16 protein-coding genes are annotated in these 12,962 nt (G+C 38.5%); 11 read left to right on the top strand and 5 right to left on the bottom strand.

The window, feature by feature from the left end:
- Position 1 precedes the first annotated feature (1 nt).
- Both lpdA and QUF49_RS11910 read left to right on the top strand, forming a co-directional pair.
- Positions 2-1,414, top strand: a complete 1,413-nt coding sequence (lpdA, locus tag QUF49_RS11915; RefSeq protein WP_289495836.1) for a dihydrolipoyl dehydrogenase — start codon at positions 2-4, stop codon at positions 1,412-1,414.
- 357 nt (positions 1,415-1,771) lie between these two features.
- Positions 1,772-2,002 carry a hypothetical protein gene (locus QUF49_RS11910; protein WP_289495835.1) on the top strand — a complete coding sequence of 77 codons (231 nt, stop codon included), beginning with the start codon at positions 1,772-1,774 and terminating at the stop codon, positions 2,000-2,002.
- Between the two features lie 8 nt (positions 2,003-2,010).
- On the opposite strand, the gene QUF49_RS11905 is transcribed toward QUF49_RS11910, so the two are convergent.
- Both QUF49_RS11905 and QUF49_RS11900 read right to left on the bottom strand, forming a co-directional pair.
- The gene (locus QUF49_RS11905) at positions 2,011-3,498 is read right to left on the bottom strand and encodes a glycine betaine uptake BCCT transporter (RefSeq protein ID WP_289495834.1); all 1,488 of its coding nucleotides are present in this window, start codon (positions 3,496-3,498) and stop codon (positions 2,011-2,013) included.
- A 477-nt stretch (positions 3,499-3,975) separates the two neighbouring features.
- Positions 3,976-4,404: a DUF1885 family protein gene (locus QUF49_RS11900; RefSeq protein WP_289495833.1), complete on the bottom strand. Its 429-nt coding sequence runs from the start codon at positions 4,402-4,404 to the stop codon at positions 3,976-3,978.
- Between the two features lie 214 nt (positions 4,405-4,618).
- On the opposite strand from QUF49_RS11900, the gene QUF49_RS11895 reads away from it, so the two are divergent.
- Together QUF49_RS11895 and QUF49_RS11890 are read left to right on the top strand one after the other, a co-directional pair.
- A complete protein-coding gene (locus tag QUF49_RS11895) occupies positions 4,619-4,918 on the top strand; it encodes a DUF3055 domain-containing protein (RefSeq protein WP_289495832.1) in 300 nt (99 codons plus the stop codon).
- Between the two features lie 112 nt (positions 4,919-5,030).
- Positions 5,031-5,153: a GapA-binding peptide SR1P gene (locus tag QUF49_RS11890; protein WP_289495831.1), complete on the top strand. Its 123-nt coding sequence runs from the start codon at positions 5,031-5,033 to the stop codon at positions 5,151-5,153.
- Positions 5,154-5,200: 47 nt separating this feature from the next.
- Here QUF49_RS11890 and QUF49_RS11885 read toward each other — a convergent pair whose 3' ends face one another.
- Positions 5,201-6,676 carry an aminotransferase class I/II-fold pyridoxal phosphate-dependent enzyme gene (locus QUF49_RS11885; protein ID WP_289495830.1) on the bottom strand — a complete coding sequence of 492 codons (1,476 nt, stop codon included), beginning with the start codon at positions 6,674-6,676 and terminating at the stop codon, positions 5,201-5,203.
- Positions 6,677-6,872: 196 nt separating this feature from the next.
- Here QUF49_RS11885 and QUF49_RS11880 point away from each other — a divergent pair, with 196 nt between their 5' ends.
- Positions 6,873-7,838 (top strand): NAD(P)H-dependent flavin oxidoreductase, encoded by a 966-nt coding sequence (locus QUF49_RS11880; RefSeq protein ID WP_289497644.1) that lies wholly within the window; start codon positions 6,873-6,875, stop codon positions 7,836-7,838.
- A gap of 102 nt (positions 7,839-7,940) precedes the next feature.
- Here the strand turns inward: QUF49_RS11880 and QUF49_RS11875 are convergent, their stop codons facing one another.
- Positions 7,941-8,570, bottom strand: coding sequence for a YktB family protein (locus tag QUF49_RS11875; protein WP_289495829.1), 630 nt, complete (start codon positions 8,568-8,570; stop codon positions 7,941-7,943).
- 167 nt (positions 8,571-8,737) lie between these two features.
- On the opposite strand from QUF49_RS11875, the gene QUF49_RS11870 reads away from it, so the two are divergent.
- The 3 genes from QUF49_RS11870 (at position 8,738) to QUF49_RS11860 (ending at position 10,089) form a co-directional block, all read left to right on the top strand.
- Entirely contained in the window at positions 8,738-8,926 is a 189-nt protein-coding gene (locus QUF49_RS11870) for a hypothetical protein (RefSeq protein WP_066245840.1), read from the top strand.
- A 111-nt stretch (positions 8,927-9,037) separates the two neighbouring features.
- Positions 9,038-9,838, top strand: coding sequence for an inositol monophosphatase family protein (locus tag QUF49_RS11865; protein WP_289495828.1), 801 nt, complete (start codon positions 9,038-9,040; stop codon positions 9,836-9,838).
- 101 nt (positions 9,839-9,939) lie between these two features.
- Positions 9,940-10,089 carry a hypothetical protein gene (locus QUF49_RS11860; RefSeq protein WP_289495827.1) on the top strand — a complete coding sequence of 50 codons (150 nt, stop codon included), beginning with the start codon at positions 9,940-9,942 and terminating at the stop codon, positions 10,087-10,089.
- 18 nt (positions 10,090-10,107) lie between these two features.
- Here QUF49_RS11860 and QUF49_RS11855 read toward each other — a convergent pair whose 3' ends face one another.
- The gene (locus QUF49_RS11855; protein ID WP_289495826.1) at positions 10,108-10,278 is read right to left on the bottom strand and encodes a DUF5325 family protein; all 171 of its coding nucleotides are present in this window, start codon (positions 10,276-10,278) and stop codon (positions 10,108-10,110) included.
- A 151-nt stretch (positions 10,279-10,429) separates the two neighbouring features.
- On the opposite strand from QUF49_RS11855, the gene typA reads away from it, so the two are divergent.
- The 3 genes from typA to QUF49_RS11840 all read left to right on the top strand — a co-directional run bounded on the left by typA (position 10,430) and on the right by QUF49_RS11840 (position 12,916).
- A complete protein-coding gene (typA, locus tag QUF49_RS11850; protein WP_197194509.1) occupies positions 10,430-12,265 on the top strand; it encodes a translational GTPase TypA in 1,836 nt (611 codons plus the stop codon).
- Between the two features lie 79 nt (positions 12,266-12,344).
- Positions 12,345-12,623, top strand: a complete 279-nt coding sequence (locus QUF49_RS11845) for a YlaH-like family protein (protein ID WP_289497643.1) — start codon at positions 12,345-12,347, stop codon at positions 12,621-12,623.
- Positions 12,624-12,637: 14 nt separating this feature from the next.
- The gene (locus QUF49_RS11840) at positions 12,638-12,916 is read left to right on the top strand and encodes a hypothetical protein (protein ID WP_289495825.1); all 279 of its coding nucleotides are present in this window, start codon (positions 12,638-12,640) and stop codon (positions 12,914-12,916) included.
- The last annotated feature ends 46 nt before the right edge of the window (positions 12,917-12,962 follow it).

Raw genomic sequence — 12,962 nt, 5'->3', positions numbered from 1 at the left:
GATGGTAGTAGGAGATTTTCCAATTGAGTTAGACACACTTGTTATTGGTTCAGGTCCTGGGGGATATGTTGCGGCTATTCGCGCTGCACAATTAGGACAAAAAGTGGCTATTGCGGAAAAGGCAGAAATGGGCGGCGTTTGTTTGAACGTTGGTTGTATTCCATCAAAAGCTTTAATTAATGCAGGTCACCGTGTAGAACATGCTAATCACTCAGAAGATATGGGTATTACTGTTGAAAACGTAAAAGTTGATTTCAGCAAAGTTCAAGACTGGAAAGCAGGCATCGTTAAGAAGCTTACTGGCGGAGTAGAAGGACTTTTAAAAGGAAATAAAGTGGAAATCCTTCGTGGTGAAGCTTATTTCGTAAATGAAAACACTGTACGTATCATGGATGAGAAAAACTCTCAAACTTACACGTTCAAAAATGCGATCATCGCTACTGGATCACGTCCTATTGAAATCCCAGGTTTCAAATGGAGTGACCGTATTATCTCTTCTACAGGAGCTCTTGCTCTTAAAGAAATCCCTAAGAAGATGGTAGTTATCGGTGGCGGATATATTGGAATGGAGCTTGGAACGGCTTATGCTAACTTTGGTACTGAAGTAACAATCCTTGAAGGTGGAAAACAAATCCTTCCAGGGTTCGAAAAGCAGATGAGTCAAGTTGTTTCAAAGCGCTTGAAGAAAAAAGGCAATGTGGAAGTATTTACTGAAGCAATGGCTAAAGGCGTAGAAGAAACAAAAGACGGTGTTACTGTAACAGCTGAAATCAAAGGTGAGTCAAAAACTTTTGAAGCAGATTATGTACTTGTAACAGTTGGACGCCGTCCAAACACTGAAGAACTTGGTCTTGAGCAAGTTGGTGTTGAAATGACTGAACGCGGTCTTATCAAGATCAACAAGAAAGCTCAAACAAGCGTTAACGGCATCTATGCAATCGGTGATGTAGTTGAAGGTCCAGCTCTTGCTCATAAGGCATCTTATGAAGGTAAAGTAGCAGCTGAAGTAATCTCAGGACATGCAGCTGAAATTGATTACTTAGCTATTCCTGCTGTCGTATTCACAGACCCAGAACTAGCTTCTGTAGGTTATGATGAAAAGTCAGCAAAAGAAGCAGGATATGAAGTGAAAGCTTCTAAATTCCCATTCGCAGCTAACGGACGTGCTCTATCTATGAACGAAACAGATGGTTTCATGAAACTTATCACTCGTAAAGAAGATGGACTCGTTTTAGGAGCTCAAATTGCTGGTGGAAATGCATCTGATATGATCGCTGAATTAGGATTAGCAATTGAAGCAGGAATGACTGCTGAAGATATTGCTATGACGATCCATGCGCATCCAACTTTCGGAGAAATTTCTATGGAAGCAGCTGAAGTTGCGATCGGACTTCCAGTTCATATCGTAAAATAAATAAAACAAAACCCCCTTGCAGGCTGTAATTTCAGCTTGCAAGGGGGTTTTTTTATGTCTCTTTTCTATAAGGTTGTTGTTTTTAAGTCTTTTACCTCGGAGCAAAGCATCTTCATTGAAAAGTTGATTGTAGTGCAAGGTGCGAGACTCCTGGGGGATTAGCGGGACAGGTGAGACTCCTAAGGTCGCAAAGCGACGAGGAGGCTCACCGCACGCCCCCCGGAAAGCGAGCATCCTGTAACGGAAATCAACCACATTCTAGAGCGACAAAGATTGGAAAACCAGCCTTTTTCATTCAATCATATATTGCAAAATCTGTCATACCCTTTAATTATAATGAAGTACACGGAGGACAAGATGAACGTATTGTTTAGTATACTTATTCAATTTGTAATGTGGTGCGGATATTCAATCGTTCTTTTTCTTTCGCACCATGATCATAGTTTTTACGAAACGATCCTATTGCTGATGTTTGGATATTTCAACTTCTTAGTGGCATACCGATTCATTCAAAATAGGGCAGTGGCATTCCATATTACAATTTCATTAACCGTTATTTATGTAACGGGTAAACTTTTGTTCATTTAGTTTCAGTATTATTTTTTCTCTTCAGATAAAGCTTTTTGAAGAGAAAACATCATAAAGATCAAAACAAACGCAAATGGAAATGCAGCAATGATGGAAGCTGTTTGTAACGCCTCTAAACCACCGGAATACAGAAGGATTGCTGCTGCAGCTGCAATAACTATTCCCCAGATAAACTTTGTCATAGAGGAAGGATTTAAACGGCCATGGCTCGTTTGCATACCAAGTACAAATGTAGCTGAATCAGCAGATGTAATAAAGAACGTACTGATCAAGAATATAGCAAGCATTGACATGATCGTTCCAAAAGGCAAGTTTTCAAATAATGCGAATAAAGCAACCTCAGTCCCTTTATCTGTAATGATTTTATTCAAACCAACATTGTTGAAAATCTCCAGATGTAATGCTGCTCCTCCAAAAATAGAAAACCAAAGAGCTCCGAAAACGGTTGGAACCAACAATACTCCTAATATGAACTCGCGAATGGTTCTTCCTTTAGATACACGTGCGATAAAGGTACCGACGAAAGGTGCCCAAGCAATCCACCACGCCCAATAAAAGACGGTCCAACCTTGTATCCATCCAGCTTCACTAGGACGAAACGGACTTAACTTCAAACTCATACTAGGCAAATATTGAAGGTAATTTCCTAATGACTGTACAAATACGTCCATAATAAAGTTTGTAGATGATGCAAAGAGCAAGAAAGCCATTAGTAAGACAGCTAGAAAAATATTAAGGTTACTTAAGTATTTAATACCTTTGTTCAATCCTGTTTGCGCAGATAGAGTAAATAATATCGTAACAATAGCAATAATAATCAACTGTGTTGTAAAGTTATTAGCTATATTCGTTAAATATGAAATACCTCCGCTTATTTGTACTGCCCCAAGTCCGAGTGATGTTGCAACCCCAAAAATAGTAGCGAATACAGCGATAATATCGATTGTTTTACCAATAGGTCCATTTACTTTATCTCCTATTAACGGCGTGAAGATGGAGCTGATTAAACCTGGAGCTCCTTTTCTAAATTTAAAATAAGCAAGCGATAACCCGATGAGCGTGTAAATTGCCCATGGATGTAATCCCCAGTGAAAGAAGCTATACCTAAGAGCGGCTTGTGCTGAGGCTGCATTTCCGCCTTCTCCTGAAGGTGGAGTATAGAAATGGCTTATTGGTTCTGCTACACCCCAAAATACAAGACCAATTCCCATTCCGGCACTGAATAACATGGCAAACCACGTAACGGTATGGTATTCGGGTTTTTCATCTGGTTCTCCAAGTTTAATTTTTCCGTACCTGCTAAAAGCTAAATAAAGAACAAAGATTAAAAAGCTTGTAGCGGAAAGTAGATAGAACCAGCCAAATTTCTCTTGCAAGAAATTTTGGATTGCTGTAGCTTTTGTTTGGAATTCGGCAGGAAATAAACTTCCTATAATAATAAAAACGATAGAAATCAATAGTGAAACGATAAAAACAGTATTAGGTTGTTTTTTCATTTCGTCACATCCTTTCTCAATATGTATTCTTTATATTTTCCCCTAAGGGCCCGAAAGTTTACATTGTAGTAAAAATAAAATAGGAAGTCCAATCATATGATTGGACTTCCTATTCGAAAATGGGGTTTTAACACTAATAATTGTTGTTTTAAAAGTAAAGTGTAGTTGTAGTGTCTCTGTAATTAACTGACTAGCTTAAGGGCTTATACTGTCAATTCTTCTTTAATATACTAGGAGAAAGATTTCAGCTTATTTGTCTTAGCTTTTCTCCATTTGCAAGTTGATAGTAGTGCAAGGTGTAAGACTCCTGCGGGACAGGCTGGCAGGTGAGACACTTAAGAGTGAAACGTACGAATGTGGCTCACCGCCTGCCCCGCGGAAAGCGAGCACCTGGAACGGATATCAACCACTTTCAAGAACATCGAAGATTTAACGAAAACTGCTAATAAGAACAACAAAGCTAATAAAGAATTGTTTCTATTTCTTCGGATAATAATACATCACTCTGCCGTTAAAAAGGTGGAGTTCGCCTTTCAGTTTTGAAGCTAAAAACTTACAAAACTCATTGGCTTTTCCCTTGTCTCCATGAGTAGAAATATCAGTTAGTGACACTTGAATGTAGTTCACCATTTCTTCTGAATCGGCCAGTTTTTCTTCTCCTACACCGATTAAGATATACTTATTTTTCTGTGGATCTATCCCTTTTAAATAAAACCATTTGTGGTCCGCTTCTTCTTTTTCCTCAATTGTATAGGGAAAGGCCGCTTCAGAATAACCCCATGATAATTGGTCCCCTGTTTTTGAGGTGATAGAACGGTAGTAGATGAGTAAGTCTTTCACTTCTTCTATTGTGATAACTTGTTTTTCAGAAGCGGGAACAAGCTTTATATAGGCGTTTTGAGACATATAACTCACTCCAGTTAGTCATTTTTAAAGGCGTTTATACATAGAATAGTATATCATATTTTAAGAAGATTTTGACAAATTGGAGTTTGAATATCCAGATTTAAGGGAATTACTCTTACATTCAATTGCAGTCCTATTAGTATACCTCATTTATTTATAGCAGGTTATACGCAGCCCGATCGATGAACAGTGAAATCATACGAGGAGGGATAACATGGAATGGTTTGAAAAATTGTATGACGAGAGTGAATCCGTAAATGTACGGTTTGTAGGTTTTACTACAGATACAGTAAGATATGATTTTGGTATTGTTTACACAAATATGTTTTTTGGCAAGCCTTTAGTGGTTTGTATGCAAACGGGAAGGTCGGCTTTATTAGATTCAAATGATATGAGGAACTTGGAATATATCCGACAGGTTTTTCATATTAAGACCCTTAAAGAAGCGGAAGATCTTGCACTTTTCTTTGAAGAAGCGGTCCCGCATATTCCTGTTATCGAACAATATGATTAATGAGCACATTTTTTTAATGTGTTATACTAAATGTATTGACAAACTAAATGTGACATAATAATATATAGGTATAAACGTAAGCGCTTTCAAAATGTGAAGGGAGATGGATCGGATGGGTGTAATCATTTGCCAAACGTGTGAAACAACAATAGAGCATTTTGAAGAGGAAAAAGTAACAACTTTGTATTCAAACAAATGTCCACATTGCCAAGAACAGGCTAACTTAGAAAAGTAAAAAAGAAGACCCTGCAGGGTCTTCTTTTTTTGTGGAAATATCTGTTACTAACGGATAGCAACTTGCTCTTGAATAACTTTTAAATATTTTATTTCTGCATCTTCCGGTCCTTGAACAGGGAGACCTGCTTCAAGGTTTTCTTTTATATAATCCAAGTTTTCTTGAGTAATAATTTCACCTGGTATAAAAATCGGGATTCCAGGCGGGTATACCATAACAAACTCTGCAATAATTCTTCCTGCTGATTCTTCAAACGGCACACTTTCTGTATTTGCGTAGAAAGCGTCTCGTGGGGATAGTGCAAGAACTGGAATATCAGGTACGTGTACGGGAATCGATTTAATTTCATCATTTTTAGATGAACTTTTTTCTGCCGAAAGTTTTGTTAATGCTTCAATAAGAACCATCGTATCTTTTTCATGATCTGCAGTTGTGATTAAACATAAAATGTTATACAGATCTGATAGCTCAACTTCAATATTGTAATTTTTACGAAGCCACGTCTCTGCTTCATATCCTGTAATACCAAGATCTTTTACAGAAATTAATAGTTTGGATGGATCGTAATCAAATGTAGCAGATGTACCAAGCTTTTCTTCCCCTACACAATAAAGATTGGGAATTTCATTAATTTTCGCTCTTGTATCATTGGCTAATGAAATCGTTTTTTCGATTAGCGTATATCCCTCAGTCGCTAGTCGTCTTCTTGCCGCATCTAGTGACGCAAGCAGGATATAAGAAGTTGAAGTTGTTGTCATCATACTTAAAATCGTCTGGACACGTTCAGGAGAGACAAGTCCTTCTCTTACATTTAAAATGGAACTGCCTGTTAAAGATCCTCCTAATTTATGAACGCTTGTAGCAGCCATATCGGCACCTGCTTGCATTGCGGATAGTGGCATGTGATCATGAAAATGAATCAAAACACCATGCGCCTCATCAACAAGTACAGGTACATTGAATCGGTGTGCAATATCGACAATTCCTTTTAAGTCAGCTGCAAAACCAAAATAAGTAGGGTTGATCACGAGTACAGCTTTTGTGTCTGGATGTTGATTTAAGGCCTTTTCTACGCTGTCAGGTGTGATACCGTGTGAAATCCCTAACTCTGGATCGATTTCAGGATGAATAAAGATAGGTGTTGCACCTGAAAAAACGATTGCTGTCATAATAGACTTATGGACGTTTCTTGGCACTAAGATCTTGTCTCCTGGAGAAACAACTGACATAATCATCGTCATGATCGCTCCGCTAGTTCCTTGTACAGAGAAAAATGTGTGATCTGCACCAAAAGCTTGTGCTGCTAGAGCTTGAGCCTTTTTAATCATCCCTTTTGGGTGATGAAGGTCATCAAGGGGAGTAATGTTAATTAAATCAATTGATAAAGCATTAGGTCCAATAAAATCTTTGAATTCTTCGTCCATACCTTGGCCTTTTTTATGGCCTGGAATGTGAAACTGCAGTGGATTTTTGTTTGCGTGTTCACGCAAACCAGTAAATAAAGGAGTTTCATGTTGAGACAATTTATACTACACCTCATCTATAGTGAACTTAATTTAAAGGCTCATTTCTAAAACATTGTTGATAGGAGCACCTGAAACGGAAATCAACCACTTCCAAAAGCAACAAAATTTGTGAAAACAGATATTTTATAAAACAAAAGAAGTATAACAGAAAATGCATGAAGATGTAAGTAAATGATTTAATTTTCAGGGAGGAATAAAATTGAACACTAGACTAACAGCATTATTAAATATTGAACTTCCGATTATACAAGGCGGACTTGCATACTTAGCTTATTCGGAACTTGCTTCAGCCGTATCAAATGCAGGGGGGTTAGGTCAGATTACAGCGATGTCGTTGCCGGATCATCACTCATTAAGAGAAGAGATCCAGAAAACAAAGAGACTAACTTCACGTCCTTTTGGAGTAAACTTCGCAATTGGCCAGCATGGCAGATCTTATGAAGAAATGCTGGAAGTTGCGATTGATGAAGATGTTGATGTAATTAGTATAACTGGGGGAAATCCTACCCCTGTTCTAGACCGCCTTAAAGATACAAATATAAAAACGCTTGTCCTCGTTTCAAGTGTGCGCCAAGCAAAAAAAGCAGAAAAGTCAGGTGCAGATGCAGTCATGGCTGTAGGACAAGAAGGCGGCGGGCATATAGGCAAGGATGATACAGGTACGTTTGTGTTAGTTCCTCAAGTTGCTGAGAGTGTAACCATTCCCGTTATTGCCTCTGGAGGAATAGCTGATGGTAAAGGACTCATGGCTGCGTTGGCTCTTGGAGCAGAAGGAATTGAGATGGGAACAAGATTTATCGCAACAAAGGAATGTGTACATGCACATTCAGAATACAAAAGACTCGTTGTCGAAAGCTCTGAAATCGATACGGTTGTTATTAAAAGGGTTTTAGGAATGCCGGGCCGAACGTTGCGCACGGAGTTTGCCTTAAAGATTTTAGAAGAGGAAATGAAAGATGGGACTTACGAACATTTAAAGAACTATATAAGTGGAGAAGCAAACCAAAAGTTTATATATGAAGGAAAAGATGATGAAGGCTTTGGCTGGGCTGGACAAATTGTAGGCAGGATTAAGGATATTCCAAGCGTAGAAGAACTGTTTCAAAGAATAATAGCAGAATCAGAAACCCTTAAACAAAAATTAAACAACCTTTTCTAACACTTTTCTAACAATAAGGATACATACCCATACATTTATGTTGTACGGCAATATACTAGTGGTAAGAAGCAGCTAAACTTCTGCTTCCTGCCACTATTTTTATTACAGCTTTTTCTTTAAGTTATATAGGGGTAAGAGCGTTTTAAAGGTTTCAGTAATACGCTCGTACCAGTCATCAGCACTCATCTTTACAGCTTCGTCTTTTTCAATACGGACGCCACAAAGCAATTCTGCTTTTTTTACGGTACTAAGCCGGTTTGCCATTTCTTCTAATCGTTCCTTCTTGACTTCAAGATGAGTATAACTTTCTGGTTTCATATGATCATCTGACCAAACAAAATCATTAGGAATGTCCTTTTTAATCTTGTTTAGGTTCTTGAGGAAGACTTTTCCGTACGAACCTTTTATAGGTGCTTCGTAAATGAGAGCAAACCAGATGAAAACATGTGTTTCCCAAAGTCCGATCTGAAAATGTGGCAGCATTTTGTAACCTCTTTTATTAGGAGCAAAAGCAACCCATGTATCCTTTGGAGGATTTACAGTTCTTCTAGCATGCTTAGCAACATGGAAAAACATCTCTTCTCCAGTGAAAGCAGTCAGTTCCTCAGAATATCTATTACCGAGTGTCTCCAACTTAGGCCTGATTTGGCTGATGATTTGTTCCATACGATCATCAAGGCCAGGTGTTTGGAAAACGTTAAAATCTTGGGCTTTAAATCCATTGAATGTCATGAAAATTTTCCTCCTGATTATCAAGTGCTACAAAGAAGTTTATCATATCGAACTGTTTTTAAAAAAATGTTTGCAATAGATTCTGCAAAGAGCCGTTTCCATATACATGGCTACTTCATAAAATAAAGAAACGAATAATAAGAGAAAAGAAAGGATGTGCCGGTAAAATGAAACAAGTAATGAATACATTAAAAAGAACGGATGCAGAAAGAAGAATTCCAGTTTTGAAACTTGAGATTGATTATGAGTTAGCTACTTTGTTTGATGCTTTGAAGTTAAAAGATCAGAAGCAGATCAATGAATCTAAACGTAAGCTCGAACGATTAAGGCTGGAGCTCGTGAGATTAGAAGCATGATGCAAACGGATAGCGGATAACAAAAACGAATCCATCATGAACGGATGGTTCGTTTTTTTGTGAAGAAGATGAAATTGACTTATACTAGTAAGAAAGGTAAGGGGTGATAACGTGACTAATGAGGAAATTAAATCTATAGAAAAACATCTAAAGACATGGACACTTGAAGCAGCACAGTTACTTAAGGATTCTTTTGAGAACACGTTAACGATTACATATAAATCACATATCGCGGATCTAGTCACGGATATGGACAAAAGCATTGAAAAGTTTTTTATTGATAAGATACAGCATACCTATCCGACTCATAAAGTTCTTGGTGAAGAAGGGTATGGCGATCAGATAGAAGGAAAATCGGGTATCATTTGGATTATCGATCCTATCGATGGTACGACGAACTTTATTCACCAACAAGCCAATTTTGCGATTTCAATAGGTATTTATGAAAACGGGATCGGAAAATTAGGATTAATTTACGATGTTGAGGGAAATAACCTTTACTTTGCTAAAGAAGGTGAAGGGGCATACTTAAACGATAAAAAATTACCGAGATTAGAGAATGTTACATTATCTGAGGCAGTAGTAGGTGTGAACGCTACATGGGCGGGACCTAACAGACGCATCAACCATGAGAATGTACAGCAGATTATTAGAAAATCCAGAGGAACTCGATCGTATGGTTCAGCTGCAATTGAACTTGCGTATGTTGCATCCGGAAAATTAGATGCCTATATGACGTTAAGACTGTCACCATGGGATTTCGCGGCGGGATTAATACTTCTGCAAGAAGTGGGTGGAATTGTTAGTAGAACTGACGGAGAGACGATACAGCTTCTCGAACAAAACAGCATACTTGCCGCTAAACCTGGTTTGCATAAAGAAATCGTAGAGCAGTTAACTCAAAAGTTTTAAATCGAACCTTAAAAGTCATAGTTTTAAAAGGCTCGTTCTAAAAGATTGTTGCATTTTGATTGTTTTTTTATTCTCTTCTATGCAGTTGATTGAAGCGCAAGGTGCGAGACTCCTATGGGACGATCTGTCAGGTGGAGACTCCTAATGGCGCAAAGCGGCAGGAGGCTCACCGCACGCCCCATGGAAAGCGAGCAACCTGGAGCGGAAATCAACAACCAACAAAAACAACCGTATATACAAAAACAGCCTAATGAAAAGAGAACGTTCAATTAAGAACGCTCTCTTTGCTTTTTTTTAAGAGAAAATCCATATCCCATAAGCAGAAAAACAGAAACGATTGATATAAAAAAGATTAACCAGCTTTTCTCGCCGATAGCGATCCCAATGCCGCTAATTGCAAGTGCGGTTAAAAGTGCAATGATAAAAAAAATAATATTCATGATGACCTCCAAGCCAAAAACTTGTCTATACTGTATTAAGTGTACCGAATTTAGATAAAAAGAAAAAGCCTTTATGTAATTTTGTGATATAATAGTCGAGTTGAACAAAAAATGATAAGAAAAAGAGATAGGATATAAGGAGAGAATACATTTGAATAGAAGAGATGATTTACGCAATATAGCAATTATTGCCCACGTTGACCATGGTAAAACGACATTGGTGGACAAATTGCTTCATCAATCAGGAACATTCCGTGACAATGAACAAGTTAATGAACGTGCTATGGATTCCAATGCTTTAGAACGCGAGCGCGGAATTACAATCTTAGCTAAAAATACAGCAATTAACTATAACGAGAAACGCATTAATATCATGGACACTCCTGGACATGCCGATTTCGGTGGTGAAGTGGAACGTATCATGAAAATGGTTGATGGTGTTCTGCTTGTGGTTGATGCATACGAAGGATGTATGCCACAAACTCGTTTCGTATTGAAAAAAGCACTTGAGCAAAAGTTAACACCTATCGTAGTTGTAAATAAAATTGACCGTGATTTTGCACGTCCAGAAGAAGTTGTAGATGAAGTAATCGATCTATTTATTGAACTGGGTGCTGAAGAAGATCAATTAGAATTTCCTGTTGTATATGCATCAGCACTTAAAGGGACTGCTTCAATGGACCCGAGCAAGCAAGATGAAGATATGACAGCTCTGCTTGATACGATTATCGACACGATTCCTGCACCAGAAGATAACAGTGCTGAGCCGCTTCAGTTCCAAGTTACGATGCTTGATTACAACGACTATCTTGGACGTATCGGTATTGGCCGTGTATTCCGTGGAACGATTAAAGTAGGTCAGGCCGTTTCATTAATGAAGCTTGATGGATCAGTTAAAAAGTTCCGTGTTACAAAGCTGTTTGGTTTCTTAGGCCTAAAGCGTATTGAAATCAACGAAGCAAAAGCGGGAGATTTGATTGCTGTTTCTGGAATGGAAGAGATCAACGTTGGGGAAACAGTTTGTCCTGAAGGCCAAGAGGAAGCCCTTCCTGTTCTTCGTATCGATGAGCCAACTTTGAAGATGACTTTCTTAGTTAACAACTCACCGTTCGCTGGCCGTGAAGGTAAATATGTAACAAGCCGTAAAATTGAAGAGCGCTTAATGTCAGAGCTTGAAACAGACGTAAGTCTTCGTGTTGAAAACACGGATTCTCCAGATGTATGGACAGTTTCTGGCCGTGGTGAGCTTCACCTTTCAATCTTAATTGAGAACTTAAGACGTGAAGGATTTGAACTTCAAGTATCAAAACCTGAAGTTATCGTTCGTGAAATTGACGGCGTAAAATGTGAGCCGGTTGAACATGTTCAAATTGACATTCCAGAAGAGTACACTGGTGCTATCATGGAATCTTTAGGTGATCGTAAAGGTGAAATGAAAAATATGGTGAACAATGGTTCTGGACAAGTTCGTCTTGAATTCATGGTTCCTGCTCGCGGATTAATCGGATATACGACTGAATTCTTAACTCAAACTCGCGGTTACGGTATCCTAAACCATACGTTTGACAGCTATCAGCCGATGGTAGCAGGAAACGTTGGTGGACGTCGCCAAGGTGTATTGGTTTCAATGGAAAACGGAAAAGCATCTCAATACGGAATCATGGGTGTTGAAGACCGCGGTACGATCTTTATTGAGCCAGGAACAGAAGTATACATGGGTATGATCGTTGGGGAGCACACTCGTGAAAATGATATTACGGTTAACATCGTAAAAGTGAAGCAGATGACTAATATGCGTTCTGCGAATAAAGACCAAACAGTAAGCATGAAGAAACCTCGTATCATGTCTTTAGAAGAAGCGCTAGAATACTTGAACGATGACGAGTATTGTGAAGTAACACCTGAGAGCATTCGTCTTCGTAAGAAAGTTCTTGATAAGAACGAACGTGAAAGAGTAGAGAAGAAAAAGAAGCTTGCTCAAGGCTAAACGTATTTCTTAACGATCGGGAGTGGGAATCGTGGAGAAACAAGAAATTATGAAAGCGACAGGGGAAGATTCATCATCCATGGCATTGCTGCTAGGGATTGAAAACGACCCTGTCAGAGCTTTTCTGCTGTTATATTTAATCATTACAGTGCTTAGTATAATTGTTTTTAAGCTAGGATTCGCAAAAAAACTGCCGCCTTTAAAGTCCGCAGTGATCTATCTCTTTTTAATAATCGGATGTATGCCTCTTGCGTTCTTTGGAATCGGCTTGCCGGTAGCAGAGGGACTTATTGTAGCTGCACTCATCTTGATTATTTACAAAGTCAGATTGTATCAAAGCAAAAAAGAAAATAGCTGACAGGGGGTTTTGTAATGCAGCTTGTTGACGCTCTTTCAAATTGGTTGAGCATTAAGAAAGTACATGAAGAAAGACCCCATGACCTAGCAGCTAAAGAAACATTTGAATTTTTTAGTGAAATTTTAAATGAGGACCACCATGTAAACATTTCTTCTATTTCGACTTCTGGCCCGTATTATATCGTGCTGTTTGAAGTGGATGGTATGGAAAGGTCGGAAAAGTTTTTTATAGACGTAATTGATGCTTTATATGAAGGAATTCAAAATGAACCTAGGTTTAATGAGGAGTGCTGATTTATTCAGCACTCCTTTTTTGCACGATCAGAAAGTCCAACTTGTT

Origin of the sequence: Fictibacillus sp. b24 (genome assembly GCF_030348825.1) — a bacterium.
Lineage (GTDB): Bacteria > Bacillota > Bacilli > Bacillales > Fictibacillaceae > Fictibacillus.
This window is presented reverse-complemented; position numbering and strand designations above follow the sequence as displayed.

Coding starts and splice junctions, on each gene's coding strand:
- lpdA (WP_289495836.1), top strand. CDS start 2: ATGGTAGTAGGAGATTTTCCAATTGAGTTAGACACACTTGTTATTGGT.
- QUF49_RS11910 (WP_289495835.1), top strand. CDS start 1,772: ATGAACGTATTGTTTAGTATACTTATTCAATTTGTAATGTGGTGCGGA.
- QUF49_RS11905 (WP_289495834.1), bottom strand. CDS start 3,498: ATGAAAAAACAACCTAATACTGTTTTTATCGTTTCACTATTGATTTCT.
- QUF49_RS11900 (WP_289495833.1), bottom strand. CDS start 4,404: ATGTCTCAAAACGCCTATATAAAGCTTGTTCCCGCTTCTGAAAAACAA.
- QUF49_RS11895 (WP_289495832.1), top strand. CDS start 4,619: ATGGAATGGTTTGAAAAATTGTATGACGAGAGTGAATCCGTAAATGTA.
- QUF49_RS11890 (WP_289495831.1), top strand. CDS start 5,031: ATGGGTGTAATCATTTGCCAAACGTGTGAAACAACAATAGAGCATTTT.
- QUF49_RS11875 (WP_289495829.1), bottom strand. CDS start 8,570: ATGACATTCAATGGATTTAAAGCCCAAGATTTTAACGTTTTCCAAACA.
- QUF49_RS11870 (WP_066245840.1), top strand. CDS start 8,738: ATGAAACAAGTAATGAATACATTAAAAAGAACGGATGCAGAAAGAAGA.
- QUF49_RS11855 (WP_289495826.1), bottom strand. CDS start 10,278: ATGAATATTATTTTTTTTATCATTGCACTTTTAACCGCACTTGCAATT.
- QUF49_RS11845 (WP_289497643.1), top strand. CDS start 12,345: ATGGCATTGCTGCTAGGGATTGAAAACGACCCTGTCAGAGCTTTTCTG.
- QUF49_RS11840 (WP_289495825.1), top strand. CDS start 12,638: ATGCAGCTTGTTGACGCTCTTTCAAATTGGTTGAGCATTAAGAAAGTA.